Raw genomic sequence first — 26,378 nt, 5'->3', positions numbered from 1 at the left:
TCAGGCGCTGTTGGGATTGACCAAAAGGCGGCGGTGCTCGATCGCCGTGCAGCGATCTTCAATCACGGTCACACCCTGGCGTTCAGCCAACTCCCGTGCCTCGGTATTGCGGAGATCAAGTTGCATCCAGATGATTCGCAGGCCCTTCAGGGTCGCAACAGCCTCGGTCACCACCGGTAAAATAGCTGCGGAATTTCGAAATATATCAACGAGATGCACGTCCTCTTTGATGTCTGCCAAACGCCCTACCACGGTCTGACCAAACAGCATCTCGCCAACATACCAGGGATTCACCGGGATCACTCGATAGCCAACCGAAGCCAAATAATTGCCAACACTATGACTGGCGCGCGCGGGCTTCATCGACGCCCCGACAAGGGCGATGGTCCGCGTTTCCAGCAATGCGCGTGCGACGCGTTCGTCCGAAGGGATCATTATCTAAAACCATTGGCCAACTGAAAAAGACGCCCGGTGCCAAGGCACCGGGCGCCAGTCACGGAACGAGGGACAGTTAGTGAGCGCAGGTGTTCCGGACCCACGCCGCGTAATTCACATGGGGTCATGCGGCCCGGAAGGAAGTCGGCTTCCCGAAGTTGTGATCACCTTCCGCTGAGGCGTTTTAGCCTTCCAGCACGCGCGGCCAGTTCGCATCTGCCGACACAATATGGTCGTCACGTTTCAAGTTCCAAAGTGCCCACACCGACCGCGAGTAATCAAAATAGAGACGGACCTCATAGATCGTCCATACCGCCGGATCAGTCGACGCCGTATAGCTTTTCGACACCGCATAAGCGCAGTAGCCGGCGTATTTTGGCGCAAACGCTTCAGGATCCGCATCAAACATCTCCGTGTGGGCCGCACTTGCGAAATGGACCATCGCGCCGTCCCATTGCTAGGATAACCTGGGAACACCCCTAGCTGGCTTGCCTTCAGTGAAATAGGCCACGAGATCATAGCCGTTGATCGCGATATCACCTGTTGCGTTGACCAGTGGCTCAGCAGCGACCGCAGATTGCGACAGAAGGGCGGTCGCCGGCACTGCAGTTGCGGCGGCGATCAGAAGAAGCGGGTCTATTTAGCATTGCTAAGGTCCTTTACGGCGTTCTGTTTAAGCAAAGATGGAAAGTCGGTCGAACCGCCGAAAGTCATGTCGCGCCCATGTGACCGCGCCGCTCCAAATGCATGAGATTTATTACAAAATCCCAGTCGAAAATGTCAAAAACCTCTTCAAAAACATCCTCGGCGATCTCCCCGCGCATCTGTCCTGAGCATCTTCAACTCATGAAGCGGCGCACCGCAGTTCGAGCAGGCAAGCTCGTGGCGGTCTTCTCCTCCAAGAAAAAGTGCCGCACGCGAACCGCAATAACAGCAGGTGGCGATCTTCTGCGAATGCGGCACGGGTTCGGTCTCCTTAGCGACGTCCTGCAACATATAGGGCAATCGCCGCAGCATTTGAGACGTTAAGCGAGCCAAAATCGCGAGCAAATGGGATATGAGCCACCACATCGCAGATCTCGCGCGTTTTTTCGCGAAGTCCCGGCCCCTCAGCCCCAAGGACCAGTGCGACGGGCCGATCTGAAGCCACTGCCAAAGCCGTTTCCAATGGGGTCTCCACCGCGCCGTCAAGCCCGATCAACAAATATCCCATCTCCCGTAGCTCCTCCATCGCGGCCGCCAGATTGGCCACACGCAGATAAGGTTGCCGCTCAAGGGAGCCCGAGGCCGTCTTGGCTAAAGCGCCGGTTTCAGGCGCAGCATGGCGCGCGGTCGCGATCACCGCCGAGGCCCCAAAAACTTCTGCCGACCGCAATATTGCCCCAACGTTGTGCGGGTCAGTTACGCGATCTAGACACAGCGCAATGCCGCGCGGCCCGGCATCCGACAGTCGCTCCTGCACGCCCCCCCAGTTCAGCGGCCGCACTTCCAAAGCCGCTCCCTGATGAACCGAACTAGGGTCAATCGGAGCCGGAAACTTGCGCGGATCAGCGATTTCCGGCGTCAGTCCCGACGCAGGGATCGCCTCGCCCAACCGGTCAGCTGCGTTTTTTGTCACGATCAAGCGCAGCTTTTCACGGCTTGAGTTTTCCAGGGCATCGCGCACGGCGTGTATTCCAAAGAGCCAAAGCGTCTCCGAAGCCGCCTGACGGCGCGCCTTTTCCTTTTCGACGACCCACATTGGCTTCTTCATAACAGTACGCTCCTTCTTGCAGGTTTGGTTGTGCGGTGCAGGCCCCGAGATGACAAGTGTCATCTGAAGGCAGTGATTTTGGTGTTGACCCATCGCTGCCACGGCGATATCTGACCGCGCAGGCCAAAGCTATGGTCCGCGTGTGGGCGACAGGCCGCAAGGTGTGGCAGGGGACTGTAACTCCCTCGCGGAGACGCACGCCTGGTTCGATTCCAGGGTCGCCCACCACTCAGTACTCCTAAAACTACAGGCAGTTCACTGCTGTGGAATAGTGTTTATATTTCCGTGAGTTGTGGGGAAGTAGAGCGCCAGAGACCTCACAAATCGTCTCTGATCTTAGCACTTTCGGGGTTGTTTTAGGGAAAGTCTCAGCGGGGCAATTTACGCGTGAGGTCTTGAGCTGGTCAAATCGACCTCAAAGCTGCGCAAATCCAAGGACGCGACGCTGCTCGGCCCAATCCAATGGCAGCTCGGGGAGCGCCCGCAGTGTTTTAGCGGTGAGATGCGGTGGCTGGCGGCCTTCCAGAATCGCGGTTGAGATGTCTGGCGCCAGCCAGGCCAACGGAAGGATGCGGCTGACACACCCGCTGCGCAAACCCTCTCGCTCTGTGATTTGTTGAACAGTTATGGCTTTGCCTTCAAGAAGTTCACCCGCCCACCGTCTTGCGTCTGCAATCAGTGCAATAAGGTCCTGATCTTCTTGTGGAGCATTTTCGGCTGCAATGATGATCGGCTTGGCGCAGCCGTTCTGACGCCTTTGGAACGGGATCTCGAAGATTGCAGGTATTGGTGTGTGAGCTGCTTCGGGTTTTGCGAGTGCCGCGAAGTTCAGCGAGACGACCAACCGACCTCGGTATGCGTCGATACGATCAATGATGTCCGTGAAGGGCTGTCCCAGCCCATCGCCCTCCGTTCTCTCCTTGTCCAGACCGAGCTTTTCAATTGCTTGTAAGTTGACGGCCAAGCTTGCTTGGCTCTTGTGACCTTTGGTCTGACTGACTAACCATCGCGTATCGTTCAGCCGCTCTTTCAGCCCACTCATTACAACCCTTTCGATCTCATCTGCTGGCAAGCGCTCAATCTCGGATTTGTCTTCTGAACCGCGAACTGCCGTTGTGTAATACCAGTATCGCTTCGTCCGGGTTGACCCGTCTGCGCGGATTGACTTGCTGGCGTAAGTCGTTCGCATCGCTCGACCTTTGGTGTCAAACAGTATGCCGTCCAGAAGGCGCTTGGCGGATCGACGGGTTGAACTGATCTTCTTGCCGCCATGATCCGCCAGTTGGGTTTGGACGCGCTTCCAGGTGGCGTCATTGATGATCGCGCCCTGCAGCCCTTCGTGCAGCGCGTCCTTGTGTCGAACTTTGCCGATGTAGATCGGATTGCGCAGGATGTTGTAGAGTGCGCCGCGTGAGAAGGACGTGCCGCCACTAACATGTCCAAACCGGTTGGTTCGTCGCTTGCTGACAATGCCCAACGCGCGCAGCCGTACACTGAGCAGCCGGACCGATCCCTGCGCGCGATACTCAGCAAAGATCGTTCGGACCGCAGCAGCTTCGTCCGGGTCCACCACCAGCGCTTTGTCGATCACATCGTACCCAAGCGGAATGGTACCGCCAATCCACATACCTTTGCGCTTTGACGCCGCAACCTTGTCTCGAATGCGCTCGGCCGTCACCTCGCGTTCTGTCGGGCTTGCCCCAACGCCAGCGCAGGGTTTCCAGCGTACTGAAATGAATTGAATCTTCGATCCTCCAAATTCTAAGTATAGGGGCGGACCGATTCAAAGGGGGAGGATCACTGGACCGATGTGTTCCTGCACAATAAGGTTTCAATTGTGACTCGCCTCGCGCAAAGCTTGGCAGAACGCACAAAAAATTTGGGGGGAACATGGTAATTAGTTCTTTGGAGAGCCTTCGCGAGCATTTGCAGTGGGCGATCGAACTGGAGCATGCGACGTTGGCGCCATATTTGACTGCACTCTATTCGATTAAAGATGGCACGAATATTGAATCAGCTGAGGTCATAAAGAGTGTATTTCTCGAAGAAATGCTGCATATGGCATTGGCTGCCAATATTTTAAACGCGATCGGCGGAACACCTCGCTTCGATTATAAGGGCTTCATTCCTACCTTTCCCACTCCATTGCCCCATGGCGATGGGTCGTTTCAGGTTCATCTGGGTAAGTTCTCGCCCGAGGGCATCAAATCGTTTTTGAATATTGAACGTCCAGCAGAAACCGATGCCGAACCTCTAGAAGAAAACTACCACTCGATTGGTCAGTTTTATGCCGCGATTGTTGAAGGGTTGAAAACATGCAGCCAGGCTCTCGGAGAGCATAAAGTGTTTTCTGGAGATCCTGCGTGGCAGTTGAGTGCTGAGACAACTTTTTACGGAGGCGCCGGTCATCTAATGGCAGTTACTGACTTAGCTTCGGCTCTCTCCGCCATGGATGAGATTGTAGAACAGGGCGAGGGGATGGATCACGCGTCGATCTTTGATGGCGACAAAAACATGTTCCACCCTGAGCGAGAAGAAGTTGGACATTATTTCCGTTTCCAAGAAATTCTTGTGGGGCGGAGCTATCAGTTATGTGACACTCCGGAGTCGGGTCCGACCGGGGAAAAATTCAGCGTGGATTGGGGGGCGGTTCACAACATGCGCCCAAACCCCGATATCAACGACTACCCGGCCGACAGCGAGCCACGGAAAAAGATGGAAGCTCTAGCCCAAGGGTACAGCGATATGCTTCGGGTTATGGAGCAATCATTCGCTGGCGAACCAAGACTCTTTGGCGAAACCGTTGGAACAATGTTTGAGCTGCGCCATCTCATTTTGGAGCTGATGCAGATGCCTTCTGGGGATGGCGGAACAACTGTTGGACCATACTTTGCCTATCGTCCGCCCGCGCATTGCCACGAAAGTTGGATCGAGATCCGCGAGAGTGGCCCGTATAATGTCCATGGTGACATCCCGCTTGTTAGGAAAAAACGAGTTACCACAGACAAGGGGGAAGCACTTGCCTGGGTTACCATAGAAACTATTCCGGCAGACGACGGTTACGTGTTATGCCGATGCGGGAAATCGAAAACCAAACCCTTTTGTGACGGGACGCATGATCGGATTGACTTTGATGGAAGAGTAGCAAAAGAATTCGCTCCGATTTCCGAGACCCAAGAAACTTTAGAGGGCGACGGTATTCGGGTAAAGGTGGACAACTCTTACTGCGTTCACGCCAAATACTGCTTCAACAAAGCCAGTGGCATCCGCAAGCTTATTCCCGAAAGCGCTGGAGCAAACGCGAAAAGTCAAATCATGGTGATGGTCGATCGGTGCCCATCTGGTACATTCGTTTACGAACTTCCAATTGATGGTGAGATGACCGAAGTTGAGGCAGAATTGCCGAAGGAAGTGGCGGCTATTTCCCAGGATGAACACTCGAACACGGCCGGACCGCTTCGGGTTTCAGGCGGAATTCCAATTATGAAGCCGGACGGCACGTTTCTTGAGACTAGAAACAGGGTAACCTTGTGTCGTTGCGGTCAATCGAAGAACAAACCATTTTGCGACGGCACACATGCGAGCGTCGACTTCAAAGATTGATGGGCGCGCGCGTTCGGTGACTTCGGCAGGCTCTGTTTGTTGAGTTCAATGTCGATCGAAAAGGACTGACCTTCTGGTGCTATCGAAATGCGAACGGACGCCGTCCAAGCCGCGCAATCCATCCAAGAGGACGGGCCAGTATGGAGAACATTTCGACATAGCAAAGAAATATCCCGTTTCGGTAAAATGATAGGGTTTCCAACTCGTTCGCACTTTTCCCATATTGAGCGGCAAAATATTCAATTAACTCATCACTGTCAGTCATGAACGTTCCGGGCGCCACCTCTACCGTCGGAAATTGCGCTTTCCTACCGGACCGATGCTCGATCTGTGATTTGATTTCCTCAAAATCCTTGCTCCCGGGATTCATGGGCACAAAGTGAAATTTTTCTGCCAGTTCCGCCTCAACAACAAATAGACGAAATTTGAATGAGTATGGACAATTTGTGCGAACCCATGCCGTGGGTACAAATTCTGTCATTTCAATTTGCTCCTCAATTTCGAATCCTGGTCTGGTCCGAGTCCATCTTGGATTACCGAAGACCTTGGGATGTTGCGTTTAATAGCCGGTTTTTGACTTCAGAGACTATATGGTCCAGGGACTCTGATCCTTTTGGGTAGAAAGCCTCAGCCCATCCTTCGAGTCTTGTTCTATCTTCGTCTGTCAGCGTTTTCGCGGATAGAACAATGATAGGCACATGACTCCAATCTTCGTTTCGCCGAAACCTCTCTGCAAACTCAAAGCCATCCATTTCCGGCATCATCAGATCCAGCAACAATAGGGAAGGTCGAAAACTCTTCAACTTGTCTAAGGCCACGCGCCCATTCTCGGCTTCCTGAACCTTGAAGCCCGCGCTCACCAATGTTCGGCAAAGTAGACTCCTTGTATCACTGTCATCTTCAACCACCATGACCATAGGGTCGTCGTCCGAGCCGATCAACGATTGAACGACGCTGACAAGTTTTTCTCTTTCAATGGGTTTGGTCAGATACTCAGAGGCACCAAGTGAAAAACCGAGCTGTTTGTTTTCGATAATTGACACCATCACGACCGGAATATTCGCAGTATCGGGGTCGGATTTAAGCTCTTCTAAAACTGACCATCCGTCGGCTTTGGGCATCATCACATCCAGTGTAATGACATTGGGCCTTTCCTTCCGCGCCACTTCGATCCCAGCCAGACCGTTATCAGCCTCGATTGTGCGCAATCCAGCAGCGGCAAAATTCCTATGGAGTAATTCACGCACATTTGGATCGTCATCTATGACCAGAACCACCGGAGCGTCTTTCGAAACTTGAATTTCCGCCCTATCGATTTCTTCCTTTTTTTGCAGGAGCGAGGAGTCGGAGAGAACGACCATTTTGAAAGTCGAGCCAACTCCCGGCGTACTTTCAACAAGAAGATCTCCGCCCATCATGCGGCAGAACTCTCGCGTGATTGTCAGTCCCAAGCCGGTTCCTCCATAGTTGCGTGAGGTTGATGCATCAGCCTGTGTGAACGGATCGAAAATCCGTTCCATTTGCTCCTCATTCATACCAATGCCCTCATCTTTCACGGAAAACTCTACCAGACCACTCTCTTTTCCCCGACCTAGGGTGACTTTGATCAAACCATTTTCAGTGAATTTTGCTGCGTTGGACAACAGGTTGAACAACCCCTGCCTGATCTTGGTCAAATCGCCATTAATCGACTTAATGCCATTGATATTTACAATTTCTAGACGGTTTGAATTTTTGTCGATCAAGGGCGCAATCGTATTGGATATATCGGTGATCAATTCCTCGACATTGAACTCTTCTATATAAAGTTCGAGTTTTCCGACCTCAATCTTTGACAGGTCAAGAATGTCGTTGATTAGGCCCAACAGATGCTGACCGGCTCGCTGGACCTTGGTGAGGTCAGGGATGTATTCATCATTACCATCGTCAGCAACGTCATCAATCAAAAGCTCAGAATATCCGATGATTGCGTTGAGCGGCGTCCTAAGTTCATGACTCATATTCGCTAGGAACTGTGACTTAGCAGAGTTGGCCTCGACCGCTTCGTCACGCGCCACAGCCAACTCCTGGACAAGTTTGTCTAACTCTTCCTCGTGCAGTTTCGCATCCGTAATGTCGGTGAATACTGATACGATCCCGCCTTCTTTGGTGGGAAATCCCTCAGAGCGCAGCCAGCGACCATCTGGTTGTTGATCAACCGAATTCCGTACCTTTTGAGTGCGCCGGGCTTCAAGCACCTTTTCTACCCAATCGTCTAGATCTTTCTGGGACTCAAAGTCTCGTGTTGAGTTTCGCGATTGACGCAGAATGTCTTCGAACTTCACACCTACATTGAAGACGTCCTTGCCTTGGAACGATGCCCTGAACATGTCTGCAACGCGTCGATTTAGCAGCACAACGCGATCGTCTTTGTCATATAGTACAAATCCCTGTCCCATTGACTCGACAGCGTCGGTCAAGCGCGAATGCGCTACCTCGGCTTTGTCAGCAAGTTGGGCAAGCTTGGCTTCGGTTTTTTTGGATTCTGTCATGTCACTGAAAACAGAAACTGTTCCACCGTCGCTTGTTCGAAAACCCTCTGTTTTCAACCAGCGGCCGTCAGGCATTTTCCCCAATGACTGTCTGACATCTTTGTTGCGCCATTCTTCCAGCACAACTTTCAACCATTTTTTTCGCTCGCGGAGAGTGTGCTCTGGATGCAGTTGATCGGCGGAGGCGCGAAGGATCGTTTCGAACTTCATGCCAGCCTTAAAATTTATTGTTGGGGCATATCCGCCAGCAATATTTTCATATTGGCTGTTCCAAAGAACCAGACGTTCTTCATTGTCAAACAAACTGACAGCTTGCCCCATAGCCTCAATCGCATCCACCAATCGATTGTGGGCCAGCTCCGACTCGTCGGCAAATTTAGCAAGCTGTTCCTCGTGGGCCTTCGTCTCGGTGATGTCCGTAAACACCGAGACGGTTCCACCATCGCTGGTATCAAACCCCTCTGAGCGATACCATTTTCCGTCCGGCATCCTGTCTGTTGAGTTTCGGACCTTGTTTTCTCGTCTGATCTTTAAGACGTTCTTGACCCACTCTTCCTGTTCTTTGGGCGATAGGTCAGAATGCATTTGGCTTGCCGAAAGGCGCAAGCCGACTTCAAACGGATTGCCAATTTTAGGCGCAATACCGCCAGTAAATGACTTGAAAACTTCCTCGTACCTTTTGTTGAAGAGCACGGTCATATCGTCTTTATCGAACAAACAGATCGCTTGTCCCATCGCCTCAATTGCATCCATCATCCGGGCGTGCGACTTGGCGGCCTCTTCCTGGGATCGCGCAACTTTTTCTTCCGCTTGGTTTCTTTGCGCAACCGATCCCAAAAGTGAGCCGACATGACCAAGTGTTTTAATTGTGTCGACATTGGCTTCTTGTGGCTCTTTAGAAAAAAACTCCAAGACCCCGACAACTTGATCGTGCAGCACGATGGGGAAGCCCATAACCGAATTTAGGCCTGCAAGCTGCGCGAATTCAGTCCTTCGCATGCCGGCTTCTCTTGTCAGGTCCTCTATCCAAACCGGCTGTCCGGTTTGCACAACCTTGCCAGGCAAACCATCTTCCGCGCCAAAGCGCAGTTTTTCGGTGGCTTTTCGCAGTGCAGCCGCACTTTTGGTTCTCTCGATATGCCAGATACCGGACGGAACGATCAGGTTTTCACCCATTTCGTGCCGAACTACGTATGCGTGACCGACAGACCAGCCGGTGTAGAGGCAGATTTCGTTGAGTGCCGCTTGAAGCGCTGCCTCGAAACTTTCTGCCAAATTAACCTGCAAAACAACATTCTGCAAAAGTCGCACCGATGCCGTGCGTTCAGCTACCCGCATTTCCAATCGATCGTTGGCTGCTTCTAAATCACGCTTTGCACTTCGCTCTGCGGTCGTTTCCCGGCCGTAAACGTTGATGTAGCCCTTTCCCTTGATCCACGCGAAACTAAAGTGGAAAACGCTGCCATCTTCTGGATCGAAATCAGCGGATGCGTTTTCCCGAGTTCTCGCAACGTTTGCGGCAACGCCCGCAAGTTCTGGCGTCAACCGTTCGGGAGTGCCTTTGATGACCAACCCCGGCATCTCTCTGGCAGCAGGGTTCGCAACCAAGATTTCTCCATCAGTTGAAACGCGCATAACTGGATTCGGATTTTCCTCTGGAAACTTAGCATAATCAAGCATTTGGCGCATGTTTTCTCTGATTTTAGTCACGTCTCGCCCGTAAACGTTGGCATAGCCTTCATTAGTAAAAGGATCGAAAAACAGGTTCAGAATTTTGTCGCCGGAGTTAAAATCCGCAAACGCGCTCTGGTTATTGCGGATTGCCTCGGCCGCCATCCTTGCCGGTTTTGACGTCAGTTTCTTGTTGTCTTTTGTCAGAAGGCCGACGGCTTCCCTTGCGGCGGTGTTTGGTAAGTAGACTTTCGCGTCCTTCCCCACCCTAAAAATGGGGAATGGGCACTCGTCCAATAGGATTCCTGACAACTCCGCGTTTGCGGTAGCGGGTTTTTTTGATGGTTTTTCTTTTCCAGCCATAATGTCACCCCAAATTGGACCTATAGATCAGTCGCTGTGGCAAACTCCCATGGAATTAACCCATAAACGGTGCAAAACATTCGTAGAACTTACGAGCAAGAAGTTGCCACCTCATTGCAGTTTGACGATGAAACTGGCGCAAAGCAAGAAGCGGGCAGAAACCACTTTCTGATGGTATCATCACTTGAGAGTGAATGTTGCTTTAAGAGTTCTCTTCTCCTCAAGGACGGGAAACGGCTTGGGATTGAAATCACGGTCCTGAAAATTATTGGGGCATAGGCCGGTATGTCGACGGGCAAAATGCCGTCCTCCGAGAACTTCGTAATTGTTCCCGAGTTCGTTGTTGGGGTAACCGGAAATCGTTATTTGTTAGATGATGGCGCCGCTGTCTGACGTCAGTGCTGTCTTCGCGGTCAAATCTGCTGGGGAATTGCTTGAACGGGTCGCCTTTTGTCATGGATCGACACTGCGAAACCGCCTTGCATGCCTCAAGCCAACTTGTTTTGCTGCTGCCCAAGCAGCAGCTTTTCAATCATTTTTCGCAAGTGCATTTCGGCCATCACTTCAAATTGTTCACGGTCATCAAAGTTGTGAAATGCTCCGATGAAGGATCCATCGTCGGCGATCAACCACCTTTCGATATAATCTTTAAGCCGATTTATCTGATCCAAACGTTCGAGTACCGCAGAACTGTCCGACAAGGAAATCACAGGGGCACCTGTTTTCCGGTACAAAAGCATTTCGGGTTTTCCATTTTCTTTGTAACCCAACAACGCATCTTCAAACTCAAAAGCAGTTCCTGAATCGTATTTGGTCCCGTCTGGCCTTAGAATACTTTCCGGAAGTGGTGATCCTATTCTTGACCACAGTATACCTATATATATGTCGGTTTCTCTTGGAGGATGAATTTGGGCTTGGAAGGTATCAGAAGCCAACAGTGGTTCCTCTTCCCACAGGATCGGGATCAAGTATGCCTGCCCGGTGAACTCTTCGTTCAACCGTGAAATTACGGCTTTCAATACCCGCCGTTCCGGTATCACATCCCCGGGTGAAGAAATGAAAATTCGGAACTTTTTCGAAATATTTTGCCTAAGGCGTACTTTTTCCAGACAGGCGCTGATGCGGGCAGCCAGAAGGACAGGATTGAACGGTTTGAAGATGTAATCCTCTGCCCCGCTCAAGACACATTGCACCATCGTATTCATGTCGTCAGCGGCAGTCAGCATTATGACAGGAACAGTTCGGAGCCGCGGGCTTGCCTGAAGGATTTCCAACGTTTCAAGTCCGGACAAGCCCGGCATCATCAGATCTAACAGCACAAGATCGAACCGCTTTCCCCCCAAAAGCTCAATCGCTTCCTCACCGGACGACACAGATGTCGTCGTGTACCCATTGCGGACCAGTCGCCTCTTGAGCATTTCTCTGTTTGTTGGGTCATCATCGACCACAAGAATATCACCTCCTGCCCCCAAAGAGGTTTGATCAACTTCTGTGTCCGTTTTCTTCTTATCTTTGAGCGTAATCGTGGGGGCCTGCTTGGCTGGTGCTTTCACGTCTTCCCATTGGTCCAACCGTATTTTCTCAACCAGAGAAACAATCGCTTTTTCCGCCGTGATGATCTTGTCCAGATCCGCGACCATATCCGGATCGTCATCTACGAAATCTTCGCGCAGCATTTCGGCATATCCTGATATATGGTTGAGCTGCCCTCGGATCTGAAATTGTGCATCAGCAATGGAAATTTGATCGGGTGAGGTTTTTCCCGCACTGAAATGATCATCAATCAACGCCAGGATACGCTGTCCCGCATTTTGAATGGCTTGAAGATCATGTGCGTTGTCCTGCTTACCCACGTCCTCCAGCTCTTCCTCGATCATTTCGGAATAGCCGATCACGTGCCCAACAGGTGTTCGCAGATCATGCCGGATTTTTGACAATAGTGTCGCAAACGAGTTTTCAGGCGCTTCTGTCATGACTACCCTGCCGTCGGAGGTTCATGGTCTCGATGAAAACGATGCACCGTCCATTGAAGCGCCTCTATCAGTGAGGTGTCTGCGAGTTCTTCAATGATGGTCAGCTTCGCGTCTTCATTCTCCAATGTTTCAAGTCGCCGACTTGCTTCCGAAAACAACAATGCTTGATTTGAATATTGCCAGGCAAGTTCACGCACCGCCATTTTGCCTTGATAAAGCTCCCAAAGGGCTAGCCAAAGCGGCAAGAGTCCCATCAGAAAGACCAGAAACGTTTTACCATCGGTCGCCATGACATTCAGGTGATATAGATCTTTCTTGAAAAACACGAGCGCAAGAGTTCCGAGAAAAGACCCAATAAACAGCAGGCGCTTGATCATCTCAAGTCGTTCATGTTCATGATGCAGTTGGTGGACTTTCTTTTTGAAATAACCCGATTGGTCCTCTACCCAACGCTTCCTGACAGCGGCAATATCCCGGCCAAACGTATGAGCTGAGGGTAAGGGTTCAACACTCTTTGCGGCGTCATACAGCCACTCCAAACCATTGAAACGGTTGACCTTCATCAGTTTAAGGTGATCCTCGATAGAGGTCGAGTGCCCACACCCTGCAAGTTCCAGAAAATATCGAATCCGGATCGTCTCAGCAAAGGCCCGATAGGCCAGATGTTTCGAAAACCATGCCCTATCGCGACTGACTCTGAACAGGACATAGCCAACGGCAAACAACACTAAATATGCAACGAGATACACATTTGACGAACTTAGTTTGGCATAAATCAGGAAAAACAAGCCCATTGAGCCAGCCATCAGACCAAAGCTCTTGAACAGGAAATCAGATCTCGTCTGATTTGCTATAGCAAGTTGGTCAGCACGAACAAATTCTCCATTCAGCCGCTCGAAGTTTGGAGAATGCTCAGCGTCTTCGGGAACGAAAAAATCATACGAAACGATGTCTTTCGCATTGTCAGAAAATCGCTCAGAAGCATATCTTTCAAAACCCACCCATCGGTCGGATACTTTTTTCGGAAAATCTAACAGGCTGGCGATACACCCCGGTGACCCTTCAGACATCAGGTATTCAAAACCCACCTGCCCATCAGCATCGTCACTCCATTCTCTGGGAGAGAAGATGGAAATTACCAGATTTTCATCATCCCCAAGTGTCGATTCCCGCGTAACCTTTTGAACACCTGAACCCGATGATCCAGTCAGGTAAGACAGGGCGACATCCGAGGTCCCGCCAGGAAGTTGGTTCGCCACGCCGTCCCACAAAGCCATCAGAACATTTGATCGTCGGACAAGGTAATCTTTCAACATCAGATACTGGCTGTCCCGGTGCAGTTTTGATGAATTAGACAGCGGCAACTCCTCGACCACGACCTCGTCGGTGTTGATAAGCCGTCTGAATGTTGCCAATCCATCTTCCGAGAAATCTTCCTCATAATCACTGATTGGCATAGGCAAGACGGCACGCACTGCCATCCCCAACTCAAGCGCAACTTCAGCAACCAACGTGTCAGCCCCCTCAGCAAGACCACATACGACCTCGACCGGCAGGGATGAGAAGTTTGCCTTGATCTGTTGCAGTTGGGCTGAAACGTGTTCCTTGATCAGAGGCCATAGGGGTTTTGGTATGTCCCTGTGGCCAGTGATACCAACGACAAAAGTCAGTGCTCCAGGACCGGTCATGAACGTTCCTCGCTATTGCAAATTTTTTTACACAGGCAGTAGTTCATTGGCTTTGTTTCCGCTTCGTAATGACGGCTGAAAGGCTTTCGTCAATCAGTTTCAGCGTTGCCAGTTCCTCTTGGGTTGGCAGCTCGCTAAGACCGCACAAGCCTTTGGCAACGTTATGAACAATATCTGCTCCATTGCGAACCCGAGCCGCTTCGGAGAGATTCCTCAGAACACGTTTTTCACCGGCCTCGCCATCTTCCAGCAAGATACTGATGTATTCATCATATCGGTAAAGACAGGTATCCTGATTCAGATGGCGTAACAGGTCTGAGTGGCGAAGGGCCTCTTCGAAATGTTCTTTGTCTTCCTGGGTGGGTACGCCACGGGCAACGGATAGCAACGCCGCCACAGCAGCAAGGCCCTCAGCCAGTTCTTCATTTTGAACTTTCGTGGAGAACCGATCGAGAATGTGGTGAAGAACCGGCTTGTTCATCATATCATCGACACCGCGTCGGACACCTTCCAACGAGGTTCTCTTGGCTTTATGGTGCTCTTTGATCAGAACGCGCCGGGTCTCTTCGTCCCGCCTTTTGTTCCGACGAGCATTGTTCTGCTCGACCAGATTCGCAAGGTTTTCCCGTAGGTCCAGTCTCTGTTCAACGACCTCGACCACCGCTGCGGCATCGAAGCAGACTGCAATACTATACTGCTCTGCCCGGGTTGAATTGGAACTGACCCCGCCAGAGAGAATGGCTTCGGTTGCAAACAATTGTCCCGGACCGATAGTATCTACTTCGAGGTCATGTGAATCTCTGAAATCCTCCAGAATACTGACTTCCCCTTCGACAAGCACGTAAAGCCCTTCGGGAACTGTCCCTGACAGGAAAAAACATGAAGGCGGACTCAAATCAAAGGTCCTGTATGATTTACAAAATATATCGACTTCTTCGTCACCCAGTATTCCCAGAACGGGATTAGCCTTAACCAGCGCAACGACCGCTTCAGCCGAAGTCACTGCTGTTACTTTTTCGTCCAGGTAAGGCCATTCTTCCGGGGAGCTTTGCAACATTCTGTTCATCGAAATCCGGAAGTCGTTCCGCCGCGCGGCCGACCAGATGGCCATGACCATTTCGTTTTGAGCATCCCACCACGGGTCGTCACCTTCGAAATGGTATCTGACACGGTAATCTATGCCACGTTCACTGTATCCAAGGATGTTGAAATCCGGTTTGGGGTCCCTGAACACATATTTGGAATGCTTCAACTCATCTGCAATTGTTCGAATGACTTTCTCAGGAGGAGCAGAAAGTTCGACCGTAAACGTAACATAGTACCTGAAGACATCTTTTGGCTCACTGAAGTTCAGGATTTTTGTATCCGCGACCGCACTATTGGGAAAAATGTAGAGTGAGTCTGTATGCGGGTTGTGCAACGACACGCTGCGCCAGTTAATGTCGTACACTTGCCCATACACATCATCGATCTCGACATAGTCACCGATGCGAAGCGCTTTGGTTGCATTGAGCGAAAAGCCTGAGAAAATCTCACGAATGGTCGATTGTGCTCCAAAACCGATGACAACAGCGGCGGCCCCGGATGTGGCCAAAATTGGGCCTATCGGCTGTCCATACACGTAATGTAATACGAACATCACGGCGACAGAATAGATCGCCAGACCGACTACGTCCGTGATCAGTTTTGGAACCCGGCGTTCGCCGTGGAAGGACAAAAGTCCGTCCCAAAAGAACCTGATCAGAACCGAGTTCACCAGGAAAGCGACTGAGATCCCCCACAGGAAAACAACCGCCCGCTGGACTTCCGGAACTATGTCACCCCACTCAAGAAAATCGAACGCCGGGCGAACCAAAAAATACAAGATGGACCAAATAGCGACCAACTCGACCGAAAACTTTAAACGGTATTTTTTCCAGCGTGAAACGGCAATGGCGGTTCTAATTAAAACCGAAGTGACACATATCAGAAACAGGAAGAAAACCACTGCTTCGATCATGCTGCTTGCTTCTTCCACAGTATTCTGCCTGTCTTTTAATAGCCGTTATCAGCTGCGTCGGGCGATGGTGTTTGCTAGGATCGACAACAAGAGGCCAAGCGTAAAATAGCCTACAACGACTTCGCTAATAACAAGCATTTCGCCAATGAGAGAGTTTGCCGTCACATCGCCATACCCAAGCGTCGTATAGGTGACCAGGGAGTAGTAGAACGGGGTGAACCAAGTATTTGCCGAGTTGGAATAGTCCATCATTCCCCAGGCCAGATTCATGTCGGCGGTGTAAATCAGCCCGTAAAGAGTCGAGATGATCACAGCGTAAAACCCTACCTTCAGAAGGCTCCGACCATGGTCAATCATGCCCCATGCACGAAACAACACCAGTTCCAAAAATCTTACAAACCCGTCAGGTTTTGCCTCAATCGATATTCGCAGCGTATCTATGTAGTCCTGATCCCTTACATCCCGAATGAAGACCGCGTTGCCAAAACAGCTGTCGATGCCGCGGATACCGTAAAAGCGATCCTGCATCGTTCGGTAACCGCCAAATTTTGACAAGGTGAGATCCACGCCAGTAATATTACAGTAACGGCAGTCGATTGAGGTAAGGTCAGATCCACGCATTACGGCGTTTTTTAGGTTGGCTGACATGAAGTTAGCACCTGTGAGGTTTGCTCCACTAAAATTGGCCCCAGACAGATCTGCGCCGCGAAAATCCGCGCCGGTGCAATCACTGTCTGAAAGATCCGCACGCACCAGCTTGGCTTCCTGAAAGATCGTCCCCTTCAGATCACTCTTGTAAAGAGAGGCCGAAGAGAGGTTAGAACTGGCCAATTCCGCCCCGGCCAGGTCGCACATCTTCAGGTTGGCATTTTCCAAGTTGGCAGAAAAGAAATCAGCACCTGACAAGTCCCGGTCGGCAAGATCGGCTCCAGATAGATCCAACTCGCTAAAATCATGAAAGTTCTGGTCTTTACCTTCAGCCGCAGAACGAAAACGTGCCCATTCTGTTTTGTGCTTCTTCAGGGCTTCAACGTTTTCTTTTCCAGAGGGCTCAGAAGTCACAGTGGTTTCCCTCCTTTACTTGTCCACGCATCACCCAATGCAACTTTCACTTCTCCCATAATTTGCTCAATGGAACGCCCAGACTTGGCAATGATTTCATCGACACTCCCAGTCAATCTCGCGCGATCCTTCGCATCCAGATCTTTTGCTGTGATCACAATAACTGGCGTTCCGGCAGATGGAGAATTAGAATCTCTCAGTTTGTGAAGAAATTCAAACCCGTCCATGACCGGCATCATTAGATCCAGAAGGACAAGATCAAATTTCTTGTTCTGAATAGCCTCCAGCCCAATTAAACCGTTTTCCGCCTCGGTAACATTCCAGTTCACTTTTTCCAGTGATGACCTGATATTAACGCGCGCGGCAGGATCATCTTCAACAACAAGCACGCAATTGCTTTTCCCCTTGGCGTATTTCTCAACAAACCCGCGGAGTTTTTTCCGGTCAACGGGCTTTTGTATCGCATCCACCGCGCCGAGTTCATAGCTCATGCCCCGATCTCCAATCATCGAGACCATGAGCACTGGTATGTCCCTCAGATTCTTGTCTGCCTTGATTTGTCGAAGTACCGTCCAACCATCCATCCCCGGCATCATGATATCCAGGGTAATAAGGTCGGGGGTCAGGTCCGCGGCCATTTTTAGACCTTCGTTGCCGTCTCGTGCGGCCTTCACTTCGCAACCTTCTAGTTCCAAGGATCTTGTAAGAAGGTCGCGGGCGGATTGCTCATCATCCACGACAAGCACCAGCGGTTTTTCCTTATGTACCCGTTCAAGTGTACTCAGAAGGAGATCGGGAGAAGTTTTAGCTGCCGCAATCGCGGTATTGTCGTCTGTTACGTCCATACTGGCTTCTACCTCCAGTCCCTCGTGTTGCTTGGTCACTTTCATCGGAATCTCGATGATGAAGCTGGACCCGCGGCCCTCCTCGCTTTCAACACGAATGTCGCCACCCATCATTTGTGCAAAACGCCGGGTGAGTGACAGACCCAAACCAGTACCACCGTAGTTTCGCGTTGTTGAATCGTCTGCCTGAGAAAACTCCTGAAAGATCTTGTCGAGCTTGTCAGCGGGTATTCCGATACCAGTGTCAGAAACGCTGAATCTTACCCAGTCAGAGCCGCGGTTTTCGTATTTCTCAACCGCAAGGGTGATCGTGCCGTTTTCGGTGAATTTAGCCGCATTCGAAATTAGATTGAACAGCATCTGCCGTGTCTTGGTCAGATCCCCATCAAGTTTTTCAAGTCCTTCACCAATTTCGACGACAAGCGTATTGCCATTGGTTTTCACTAGGTTCTGCGCGGTGTCGGCTACTTCGTTGGCGACATCTGAGACATTGAATGCCTCGATATACAACTCCATCTTTCCGGCTTCGATTTTGGAAAGGTCCAGAACATCATTGATCAGAGACAACAGGTGCTTGCCCGCAGCTGTGATTTTCTGCAGGTCTTCATGCATATCGTCCAACCCGTCGTCGTCCGCGTCTTCGGCGAGCATTTCGGAATAGCCAATGATGGCGTTCATTGGTGTGCGCAACTCGTGGCTCATGTTGGCCAAAAAGGCGCTCTTGGCGGCATTGGCAGCCATTGCGTCTTCTCTGGCTTTATTCACCTCAGCTTCCATTTGAAGCTGTATAGTAATATCCCGGGTCGTGCCAATGTACATGACTTCCCCATCACCCAATTCGATGACCTCAACCCGCAAATCCATTTTGAAAATCGACCCGTCTTTACGTTTTGCGTCAACGATGCGGATAGTACCAACAATTGTGGATGGTTCACCCAAAATGTATTTTTCAAGATAATAATCATGCTCAAGCGCAACTTCTTTTGGCATGAGTATCTTGACGTTGCGACCTATTACCTCGTCAGAAAAATAGCCAAAAATACGCTCAGCCGAGGCACTGAAGGACTGAATTATCCCCTTCTGATCAATGGTAATTATGCCATCTGGGCTGGATTGAATAACCTTGGCAATGCGTTGTTTGCTGTCTTTCAGATCATCCTGGATACGTTCCATTTCCTCATTTTTGGCAAGAAGGTCGATTTCCTTGTTCTTTAATTCCGTAATGTCCGAGGTAACGCCGACTTTATCACCGTTGGGAATGTGAGATAGCTTGAACTCGATTGTTCGACCGTTGTCCAATGTGCTCTCAGTGCGCTGAAAAGAAGGGTCGGTGTAAAGTCCAACAACCTCTTGGATTTTCTCATCCTTGGGGCCTGACCCGAAATCGCCTCGATTTACGCGGAACTTAATAGATTCAGCAATGTGCACACCGGGCTCCACCAGGGATCGGGGCAAATCCAAATGCTCAAGAAACTGATCATTGCAAAAAATAAATTTTAGATCCTTGTCCAATAGATGAATGCCGTTTTGCATGCTCGACAGGGCTGAGTTCAATTGCCCCGAAGTCTCTGCCAACTCATCAGTCTGTTTTCGAACTTCTTCCTCCAGATGAGCCTTTTGTTCTTTCACCTCGTCAAAGGCGTCTTTCATCGAAGAACGCATTTTCTCGAAGTCTCTTGCCAAATCACCAATCTCGTCACCGGACTGAACTTCAACACTATCGTCCAAGTTCCCGGAACTCAGGCTTTCAGCCATGCCCGCCAACACTCTAATCGGGCGGGTCAATGAGAGAGCGAAATAGTACGCGGTGAAAACAGCGCCAGCCAGGATCACAGAGGCAAGAACAATTAGCAAATCTCGCAATTTCTCGAAGTCGGCCAAGGCTTCTGCCTTATCGATTTCGCTCATTATGACCCAGTTGATCCCGGGGACATTCAGTGGGCGAAATGCTGACAGAACGTCTACGCCACGATAATCTGGAAAAATCTGAGTATCGGTTTCTCCCGCCAAGGCCGCACGGGTACCGATTGTATCGACCTGCTGTAAACCAATGGAATTACTCTGGCTCTCTATCTGCCGTACGATGTCTTCCGGAGTACCAATCTCGCGGATCATTTCAAGATACTGCTCGCGATCTTCGATCAGGAATCGTGACTGATTACGAAGGAGTAAATCTTCACCGACAAGATAGGTTTCACCGGATACACCCAGTCCGACATCCTGCCATAACTGATGGGACGTCATGATGTCATTGATTGTATCAACGGATATTTCGAAAATGACTGTACCAGTGCGCTCACTTGATCCGAACACCGGAGCAGCCACAAAGGCTGTCGGTCGCCCCAAGGCTGGCAAGTACTTCTCAAAATCTGAAAATACAGTTTCGCCAGCCTCCACTTTAGTGGCAGCCAACGCCACTTTTCCAAGATTGCTGTCTCTATGCGGGCCGTTGGTTAACGATGTCCCCAATTCAATGCCGCGGTTAGTGGTATATGCTACGCGCTGATCTTCCGCTAGGACGAGGTAAATAGACTTGATTTCGAATCGTTTAGTAAACTCTTGGAACTCTCCGGTGAGCTTTTTCTGAAGATCCAAAAAATATTTCCACGAGAACGAGGGTTGCTCGTTGGGCTCCGCGATTTGGCCCACAACTAATTCGGACTGTATGAGAAGAGCAACGGGATCATTGGGGACAAGCGACGAAATCAATACGTCATCAATGCCAGTCATCCGAGTTTCTTTGAGCCTAGGGCCAAATTCTTCGGAATAATAACGGGTGACATTCAGAGTATTATCTTCATTGGAGCCACTGGCAATGGTTGGTAACGAAACCAAAGCGTAACCCAGATCAGCAAAGGCCTCCGCGATCGAAGGTGCCAACGCAATCGTTGCCACTTGGTTGCTTACCAGATCAAAATAACCCTCTATCTGCTGTGCCTTCAATTCGCGAACGGCTGTAAGTCTCGCAAACGCGGCTTTTTCCAGGGCTGCTCTTGATGAGTATCCCGAAATCAACGCCGCGAGCATCACTGCAATCATTGTGATTGGGACTGTAATCAGGATTATTTTTGATCCGATTTTCAAGCGACTTTTCACGACACTTTTTCTCCCGCAATCTGGATGTCTGAGGCCAAGTGTTGGGCGGCATCTTCATTTTCCACTGCGTGTTCACTGATGTTCAACCCGGCGATTTCGTGTTCAGCGCTGACCCGCAAACGGAACACGCGATTGATAATCCAAAACAACGCATAGGAAATTCCGAAACTCCACGCCGCATATGTGAGGACGCCCAAGGCCTGCACAGAAATTTGCTCGCCGCGCGACAGCCCTGTTCCCAGAACCTCCAGGTCGCCGTAAAGGCCCGTGGCGAGCGTTCCCCAGATTCCGGCGGCCAAGTGTACCGGTATCGCGCCGACTGCATCGTCGAGGTGAAATTTTTCGAGCAAATCTTCTGCGAATACCACGACCATACCACCCACCAGCCCGATAAGCGCGGCTATTGGCGTGGATACTGCAAAACAATTTGCTGTTATCGCGACCAGACCGCCAAGCGCGCCGTTCATGAATTGTGTGACATTCAAATTGTTGTGCACCGCGTAGCCCAGCCCTCCGGCTGCAAGCGCCCCGACTGAACCCCCGATGATCGTGTTCACAAGGATCAAAGGCACACTTTCATCCATCACTAGAGTGCTGCCGCCATTAAAGCCGAGCCAGCCTATGAAGAGAAGAAGAACCCCCAACGTCGCCAGAGGCAGGTTGGACGCCTTGATCGGGCCAAACTCACCGAACCTCCCGATACGGGGCCCAATGACCATCAGTAGTGCCAACCCACTCCATCCCCCGACGCTATGTACTACTGATGATCCGGCAAAATCCACGAAACCCATAGAAGCTAGGAAACCATCACCCGAGCCCCCCCCAAACGACGCCCACGACCAATGACCAGCGACAGGATAGACTAATCCGGAAATAAAGAGCGCGACGATCAGATAAGCGCCAAACTTCAATCTTTCAGCAACGACACCCGAAATGATTGTCACTGCAGCGCCGCAGAACATCACCTGAAACAGGAAGAAAACGGCTGTATGAGCACTTTCGGTGGAAAAGTCAGGTAGTACCAAACCGGTTCCATACCAGCCCGACACTGTGTCACCAAACATCAGAGAAAATCCGATCACCCAGAACACAATTGTCGTCAGACAGAAATCAGCAAGATTCTTGATGGCAACATTGATGCTGTTCTTGGAGCGTGTCAGCCCGCTTTCAAGACACAGAAACCCAGCCTGCATCAGGAAAACCAGGGCCGCACACAGTATAAGCCAGAGCATGTCCAGGCTGGACATCACTTGATTTCCTTCAAACTGACGGCCCGCGAAACAGCCATCAGGTCAACCCATCATACTAGAGATCTTACCCAGCAATCGTTCAAAGTCGATCGGTTTTGTATCGTAGTCATCGCAGCCTGCATCCATCGCCTTTTCCTTGTCACCAGCCATCGCATGCGCCGTCAGGGCAATAATCGGGATGGCTTGTGTCCTGGCGTCGGATTTCAAAACACCTGCAGCCTCCCAACCATCCATCACGGGCAAGCTCATATCCAATAATATCAGATCAGGAGGCTCGCTCCTTGCCATATCCACTCCCTGCTGCCCGTCAAACGCCATAACGACATCAAAACCCTTTTTTTTCAGCCGCCGGGACAGCATGTCACGGTTCATTTCATTGTCTTCGACAAGGAGTATCTTGGCCATTTCTGCCCTCCATCTGGGTGTAAAATTCGTGGTCCCAAAACGAAGTGTACCAACCAAAAGCAATGGCATCCAATCATGAACTATATTTGGATCGCCTTGTGTTTAGAAGTTACGCCAAGTCTCAGCCTAAAACGCTATTGTACACTTGAAACTCTATTGGGCAAGCCGTGGGCAGGAGCTGACAGAAAGGCTGGATCCGGCAATCCGGATTTGATATCATTGGATATGAGCCTACCGGTAGTCGATGGCTGGCACGCTGCAAGAGCCTTGAAATCCAACGCAGCGACGAAAGATATTCCCATTATCGCGCTGACCGCACACGCCATGGCTGGTGACAAGGGAAAGGCCCTGGAAGCTGGTTGCGTTGACTATGACTATGACAAAAGCCAGTGGAGCTAACCCGATTGCTGGAGAAAATTGGGCAATGAATCGAGGCCCGGTCAAAAAGTCATGAATGACACTCGGGAATCCAGGCAAGATTCCGTCAAATCGGCTCTCATTGAAGGCGGTGAAGCGCTGCTTAAAGCAAAGAAGATTTTGGCAAGTGAACCGGATCTACTTAAGCAAGCAAATCTTAGTGAGTTTGATCTTAAGGATCTGGACCTGTCCTCCCTTGATCTTTCCAGTTCAGACTTATTTCGTGGCCGTTTCGTCGTAAAAATCTAAAAATTCGTCATTACAGGGTGCAGAGATTGCTCACGCTGACATGCGCCAAGTTGCTCTCTGCAAAGCGGTTCTTCGGGGCGCTATCTTGCAAGAGTCCGCCCTGTCCGATGCTGACCTTTCCTCAACCGACTGTCGTGGCGCTGATCTGCGGGGGGCAAATCTCAGACAAGCAAAGCTTGCAGGTGCGGATTTACGGGGCGCCGACCAATCACAAGCCGATCTAAATGGCGCAAATCTTGCTTACGCTGACGTAGCCGGGACCAAATTTCATTTCACAAAATTTAGTGAAGCAAATGTTACATATATTCGATACGGAAAGTATCGCGAAATGGTCGGAAACTACCTCGGTGTCCGCGGGATAGACAATTCCTTTGGCAGCGCGCTTTTCGTTCGCGATGCGAAGGGCCAAGACTACATTGACACCTTTTTTCAGACCCTCATGGACCGACCAAACGGGCTGGTTAGGTCGATCGAGCTGGTACTTTTCCGCGGCCGGGCCCTGATCGATCACGGTCGTAGTTTGTTGAAGGTCTCTCTATATGCAGTGATTGTCGCGATGCTTTACGGGCTGGTTTATCTGGCCGATCTGACACTGGGCTGGAATGTTATGGATTACTCCAATTCCGCTCAAACTTGGTTTACACCATTTTATTATTCAGTCGTGACTTTCACGACACTTGGCTATGGCGACGTAACCGCAAACTCTTTGCTGGGTGGGTTGTTGTTCATAAGCGAAGTCATTGTGGGCTATTTTACACTGGGACTATTGTTGGCCATTCTTACCAACACTATCGCACGACGAAGCTAGAGAGCCCTCTTTTCGTTCACAACGAACTCAACTTTTCATTTGTTGACATGACCTTAAGATACTTTTACTTGTCTCGCTCCTTACAGACTCAAACCGAAAATTGATTTGATCGCCGATGGATACTAGTAAAACGGGAACCTCGATTAAGCGCCTTGCTTTTGGTGACGGAACACCACGAAAGGCTGCCCTGACATCGCTTGTCGTCGGTACTGTTCTTGTGATGATAAATCACGGTGATGCGATCATTTCAGGTGTTTCTCCTCCAATTTGGAAGATTGTACTTACTTATTGCGTTCCGTATCTGGTTACGACCTGGGGCGCGGTGACCGGAAAGCTCTCGGAATTGAAAAGCCAATAGCTCTGGACTGACGGTTCAATTTGAAAATTTTGCAAGAGACAGCCGCGAAATTCTGATTGTCAAACCGGGATTCTTTAGATTTGCTTTTCTTTTGAGGCAATTGAGTTTGATTGCGCACATCCACTGCGGTTTGGTGCCAAGGCGCTGGCAGACGCTGCCAATAGGCTGACAAATGCTGCCGATCGTCCTGGCAGCGCCTGCCACACCCCCTACTAACCCTCTGAAATGCATAGCTAAGTGTTTACCCGGACAGTCAAAACGGCCCAATTTGACAGTTAACATACTGATTTCATTGAGTGAAACGCCCCTGCAACGCGAGTTGCGTCAGGTGTGTGGAATTTGCCCCCGCGAGGGGCAGTAGCGCGTAACTTCACTGAGTTGATAACTCGTTGAAGTATCTCGCAAAATACCTGCGCCAACGCAGCCTAAGTGGCGGCTGAACGAAGCGGGCGAGTTGTTCCCCCGCGTTTCCTGGAATGTTCCCAGCGATTTGCGTGATTTTTTTTCTGGACCGGAAAAGCAGTCATAAGATGCGACAAACAGACAGAAAAGCCGCTGCACGTTCAGCCGTTATCGAGCCAGAAGAGAACACGCAAAATCAGCGCCTAGATCGGGAACGTCGGGACGATATTGTTCCTCATCTCGGTTTGCCTATCCGAGGTGGTAGAAATACTTGGGTGGTTCATTGCCCACGCGCAGGCAAGGTTGCGAAGATTACCCTTTGGCACCTGTGCGACCATCCCAATCATGCGCGCGGTCGATGGCTCGGGACCTTCTTGAAGATGCGACAGCCCACCCACCCTTTTCCGGTGAAACCGCCTTAGCTGCCTTTGCCTATATCTTCCTTGATGATTGCGCGCGCCGCTGGAAGCCCTCAACCCTCCGGTCGCACAGGCACGCAATGTCACGATACACTCTGCCGGGTCTGGGACATATGCAGATTGGTGAAGTTGAGCGCTCCGATGTGACCGTGTGGTTCAACAAAATGGAGATGTCGAAGGGTGGTCGCAATCGCGCTTTGTCGCTTCTGTCGTCCCTGCTTATCCATGCAGAAATCCGCGGACTTCGCCTACCCGGATCGAACCCTTGTGCTGGGATGAGACGACACGACATGCGCTTCCAAGCGAGCTACCTGCACGCCGATGGCTACGCGGCACTTGGACGGGCATTTGCCAAGGCCTCAGCGACGTCACCCATGGCCGTGCGCGCTCTTCGGCTTTGCGCTTTGACAGGATGTCGAAAGTTGCGCCCATTCTCAAGCGTGATCTCAATGCGTGCCTCGGGCGGTAGTTGATCAATATCCTTAAGAATTAGCGCGTCGGACACCTCAACAGGCTTGAAGCCAGGCGTCTCAACGTCTCTTGGCTGAAACCGCGCATCACCTAGCCAAGAGTATATCCGGCTGGTTGGCACCCATGTTGCTTTGTCACCATCGGAACGGTTGCTCAAGCGGCATGACTCTTTGCAACCAACTGCCGCTCGAACGCATCCGTATATTTGGAGCCGCGGCCTCTTCGCTTCTTGCTCGCATCAAATCCCCTGTCATTGCGCGGCCGAATCGCAGGCCTCGCGCAACAAATGACAGGTCAAATCAAGCCAAAATAGTTGGGGGTTCCCTTCATGCTTGCAATCAAAAAGAGTTTTCCAGAGAAATAAGCCCAAACTACTAGGGCGCAGTCTTTGCGCGGACCAAGCGGCAGCTCAACTGTCCTGTAGAGACTGGTGTGCATTCGTTTGAGAGCCGCAGTATTGGCGATGGATGCGCGCGCAAAGGTGGGTGCCAGTTTCGCGCCCGATAAATGAGGTTTAGGAGCACGCAGCGCCCCAGAGGCACGAGTTTTGCGTCCGGGCAGCAAAGCTGCCCGGAACGTT

General features: G+C 50.9%; 19 protein-coding genes, 1 tRNA gene and 2 pseudogenes. 8 read left to right on the top strand and 14 right to left on the bottom strand.

Annotated features, from left to right (window positions below; all coding sequences use genetic code 11):
• The 3 genes and pseudogenes from AC221Y_RS02585 to rlmB all read right to left on the bottom strand — a co-directional run bounded on the left by AC221Y_RS02585 (position 1) and on the right by rlmB (position 2,188).
• Positions 1–435 carry a CoA-binding protein gene (locus tag AC221Y_RS02585; protein ID WP_299754185.1) on the bottom strand — a complete coding sequence of 145 codons (435 nt, stop codon included), beginning with the start codon at positions 433–435 and terminating at the stop codon, positions 1–3.
• Positions 436–619: 184 nt separating this feature from the next.
• Positions 620–880, bottom strand: a pseudogene (locus AC221Y_RS02580) (YHS domain-containing (seleno)protein); the annotation flags it as partial.
• 531 nt (positions 881–1,411) lie between these two features.
• Positions 1,412–2,188: a 23S rRNA (guanosine(2251)-2'-O)-methyltransferase RlmB gene (gene rlmB, locus AC221Y_RS02575; RefSeq protein ID WP_299754187.1), complete on the bottom strand. Its 777-nt coding sequence runs from the start codon at positions 2,186–2,188 to the stop codon at positions 1,412–1,414.
• Between the two features lie 144 nt (positions 2,189–2,332).
• On the opposite strand from rlmB, the gene AC221Y_RS02570 reads away from it, so the two are divergent.
• Positions 2,333–2,416 (top strand) — tRNA-Tyr (locus AC221Y_RS02570).
• A gap of 187 nt (positions 2,417–2,603) precedes the next feature.
• Here the strand turns inward: AC221Y_RS02570 and AC221Y_RS02565 are convergent.
• Positions 2,604–3,866: a recombinase family protein gene (locus AC221Y_RS02565; protein ID WP_486706736.1), complete on the bottom strand. Its 1,263-nt coding sequence runs from the start codon at positions 3,864–3,866 to the stop codon at positions 2,604–2,606.
• Positions 3,867–4,078: 212 nt separating this feature from the next.
• Between AC221Y_RS02565 and AC221Y_RS02560 the strand changes: the two genes are divergently transcribed.
• Positions 4,079–5,791: a ferritin-like domain-containing protein gene (locus AC221Y_RS02560; RefSeq protein WP_299754940.1), complete on the top strand. Its 1,713-nt coding sequence runs from the start codon at positions 4,079–4,081 to the stop codon at positions 5,789–5,791.
• Positions 5,792–5,870: 79 nt separating this feature from the next.
• On the opposite strand, the gene AC221Y_RS02555 is transcribed toward AC221Y_RS02560, so the two are convergent.
• The 9 genes from AC221Y_RS02555 to AC221Y_RS02515 form a co-directional block, all read right to left on the bottom strand.
• Entirely contained in the window at positions 5,871–6,272 is a 402-nt protein-coding gene (locus tag AC221Y_RS02555; protein ID WP_299754944.1) for a glutathione S-transferase N-terminal domain-containing protein, read from the bottom strand.
• Positions 6,273–6,324: 52 nt separating this feature from the next.
• Entirely contained in the window at positions 6,325–10,356 is a 4,032-nt protein-coding gene (locus AC221Y_RS02550; RefSeq protein ID WP_299754946.1) for a PAS-domain containing protein, read from the bottom strand.
• A gap of 488 nt (positions 10,357–10,844) precedes the next feature.
• Positions 10,845–12,329, bottom strand: a complete 1,485-nt coding sequence (locus tag AC221Y_RS02545; RefSeq protein WP_486706735.1) for a response regulator — start codon at positions 12,327–12,329, stop codon at positions 10,845–10,847.
• Between the two features lie 2 nt (positions 12,330–12,331).
• Positions 12,332–14,017, bottom strand: coding sequence for a hypothetical protein (locus tag AC221Y_RS02540; RefSeq protein ID WP_299752309.1), 1,686 nt, complete (start codon positions 14,015–14,017; stop codon positions 12,332–12,334).
• A gap of 43 nt (positions 14,018–14,060) precedes the next feature.
• On the bottom strand, positions 14,061–16,034 hold the full coding sequence (locus tag AC221Y_RS02535; protein WP_486706734.1) for a mechanosensitive ion channel domain-containing protein: 1,974 nt from the start codon (positions 16,032–16,034) through the stop codon (positions 14,061–14,063).
• A 30-nt stretch (positions 16,035–16,064) separates the two neighbouring features.
• The gene (locus AC221Y_RS02530; RefSeq protein ID WP_486706733.1) at positions 16,065–17,078 is read right to left on the bottom strand and encodes a pentapeptide repeat-containing protein; all 1,014 of its coding nucleotides are present in this window, start codon (positions 17,076–17,078) and stop codon (positions 16,065–16,067) included.
• Positions 17,075–21,019: a response regulator gene (locus AC221Y_RS02525; RefSeq protein WP_486706732.1), complete on the bottom strand. Its 3,945-nt coding sequence runs from the start codon at positions 21,017–21,019 to the stop codon at positions 17,075–17,077. Before AC221Y_RS02525 ends, AC221Y_RS02530 begins: the two co-directional genes overlap by 4 nt.
• A complete protein-coding gene (locus AC221Y_RS02520; RefSeq protein ID WP_486706731.1) occupies positions 21,016–22,266 on the bottom strand; it encodes an ammonium transporter in 1,251 nt (416 codons plus the stop codon). The genes AC221Y_RS02525 and AC221Y_RS02520 overlap by 4 nt, the downstream gene beginning before the upstream one ends.
• Before the next feature lie 45 nt (positions 22,267–22,311).
• On the bottom strand, positions 22,312–22,674 hold the full coding sequence (locus AC221Y_RS02515; RefSeq protein ID WP_299758547.1) for a response regulator: 363 nt from the start codon (positions 22,672–22,674) through the stop codon (positions 22,312–22,314).
• A gap of 75 nt (positions 22,675–22,749) precedes the next feature.
• Here AC221Y_RS02515 and AC221Y_RS02510 point away from each other — a divergent pair, with 75 nt between their 5' ends.
• From AC221Y_RS02510 to AC221Y_RS02485, 6 genes and pseudogenes are all read left to right on the top strand, one after another.
• Positions 22,750–23,073, top strand: coding sequence for a response regulator (locus AC221Y_RS02510; RefSeq protein WP_299758549.1), 324 nt, complete (start codon positions 22,750–22,752; stop codon positions 23,071–23,073).
• 18 nt (positions 23,074–23,091) lie between these two features.
• Positions 23,092–23,340 (top strand): hypothetical protein, encoded by a 249-nt coding sequence (locus tag AC221Y_RS02505; RefSeq protein ID WP_486706730.1) that lies wholly within the window; start codon positions 23,092–23,094, stop codon positions 23,338–23,340.
• Between the two features lie 16 nt (positions 23,341–23,356).
• A pseudogene (locus tag AC221Y_RS02500) lies at positions 23,357–23,623 on the top strand (pentapeptide repeat-containing protein); the annotation flags it as partial.
• A 45-nt stretch (positions 23,624–23,668) separates the two neighbouring features.
• Entirely contained in the window at positions 23,669–24,148 is a 480-nt protein-coding gene (locus tag AC221Y_RS02495; RefSeq protein ID WP_486706741.1) for a potassium channel family protein, read from the top strand.
• A gap of 115 nt (positions 24,149–24,263) precedes the next feature.
• Positions 24,264–24,506, top strand: coding sequence for a nitrate/nitrite transporter NrtS (gene nrtS / locus AC221Y_RS02490; RefSeq protein ID WP_366141772.1), 243 nt, complete (start codon positions 24,264–24,266; stop codon positions 24,504–24,506).
• Positions 24,507–25,266: 760 nt separating this feature from the next.
• Positions 25,267–25,800 carry a tyrosine-type recombinase/integrase gene (locus tag AC221Y_RS02485; protein WP_299748823.1) on the top strand — a complete coding sequence of 178 codons (534 nt, stop codon included), beginning with the start codon at positions 25,267–25,269 and terminating at the stop codon, positions 25,798–25,800.
• Positions 25,801–26,092: 292 nt separating this feature from the next.
• Here the strand turns inward: AC221Y_RS02485 and AC221Y_RS02480 are convergent.
• Positions 26,093–26,378 (bottom strand): hypothetical protein (locus AC221Y_RS02480; protein ID WP_486706729.1); only part of this gene is annotated, 286 nt, incomplete at its 5' end.

It is taken from the genome of Boseongicola sp., from assembly GCF_057460485.1.
Note: the sequence above shows the minus strand (reverse complement) of the source record. Positions and strands in the feature narration are given on the sequence as shown.

Bases quoted from the DNA above. Each gene is read 5' to 3' on its own strand.
- rlmB (WP_299754187.1), bottom strand. From the start codon at position 2,188: ATGAAGAAGCCAATGTGGGTCGTCGAAAAGGAAAAGGCGCGCCGTCAG.
- AC221Y_RS02495 (WP_486706741.1), top strand. From the start codon at position 23,669: ATGGTCGGAAACTACCTCGGTGTCCGCGGGATAGACAATTCCTTTGGC.
- AC221Y_RS02510 (WP_299758549.1), top strand. From the start codon at position 22,750: ATGAACTATATTTGGATCGCCTTGTGTTTAGAAGTTACGCCAAGTCTC.
- AC221Y_RS02585 (WP_299754185.1), bottom strand. From the start codon at position 435: ATGATCCCTTCGGACGAACGCGTCGCACGCGCATTGCTGGAAACGCGG.
- AC221Y_RS02540 (WP_299752309.1), bottom strand. From the start codon at position 14,017: ATGACCGGTCCTGGAGCACTGACTTTTGTCGTTGGTATCACTGGCCAC.
- AC221Y_RS02515 (WP_299758547.1), bottom strand. From the start codon at position 22,674: ATGGCCAAGATACTCCTTGTCGAAGACAATGAAATGAACCGTGACATG.
- AC221Y_RS02485 (WP_299748823.1), top strand. From the start codon at position 25,267: ATGGCTCGGGACCTTCTTGAAGATGCGACAGCCCACCCACCCTTTTCC.
- AC221Y_RS02555 (WP_299754944.1), bottom strand. From the start codon at position 6,272: ATGACAGAATTTGTACCCACGGCATGGGTTCGCACAAATTGTCCATAC.
- nrtS (WP_366141772.1), top strand. From the start codon at position 24,264: ATGGATACTAGTAAAACGGGAACCTCGATTAAGCGCCTTGCTTTTGGT.
- AC221Y_RS02520 (WP_486706731.1), bottom strand. From the start codon at position 22,266: ATGTCCAGCCTGGACATGCTCTGGCTTATACTGTGTGCGGCCCTGGTT.
- AC221Y_RS02560 (WP_299754940.1), top strand. From the start codon at position 4,079: ATGGTAATTAGTTCTTTGGAGAGCCTTCGCGAGCATTTGCAGTGGGCG.
- AC221Y_RS02545 (WP_486706735.1), bottom strand. From the start codon at position 12,329: ATGACAGAAGCGCCTGAAAACTCGTTTGCGACACTATTGTCAAAAATC.
- AC221Y_RS02550 (WP_299754946.1), bottom strand. From the start codon at position 10,356: ATGGCTGGAAAAGAAAAACCATCAAAAAAACCCGCTACCGCAAACGCG.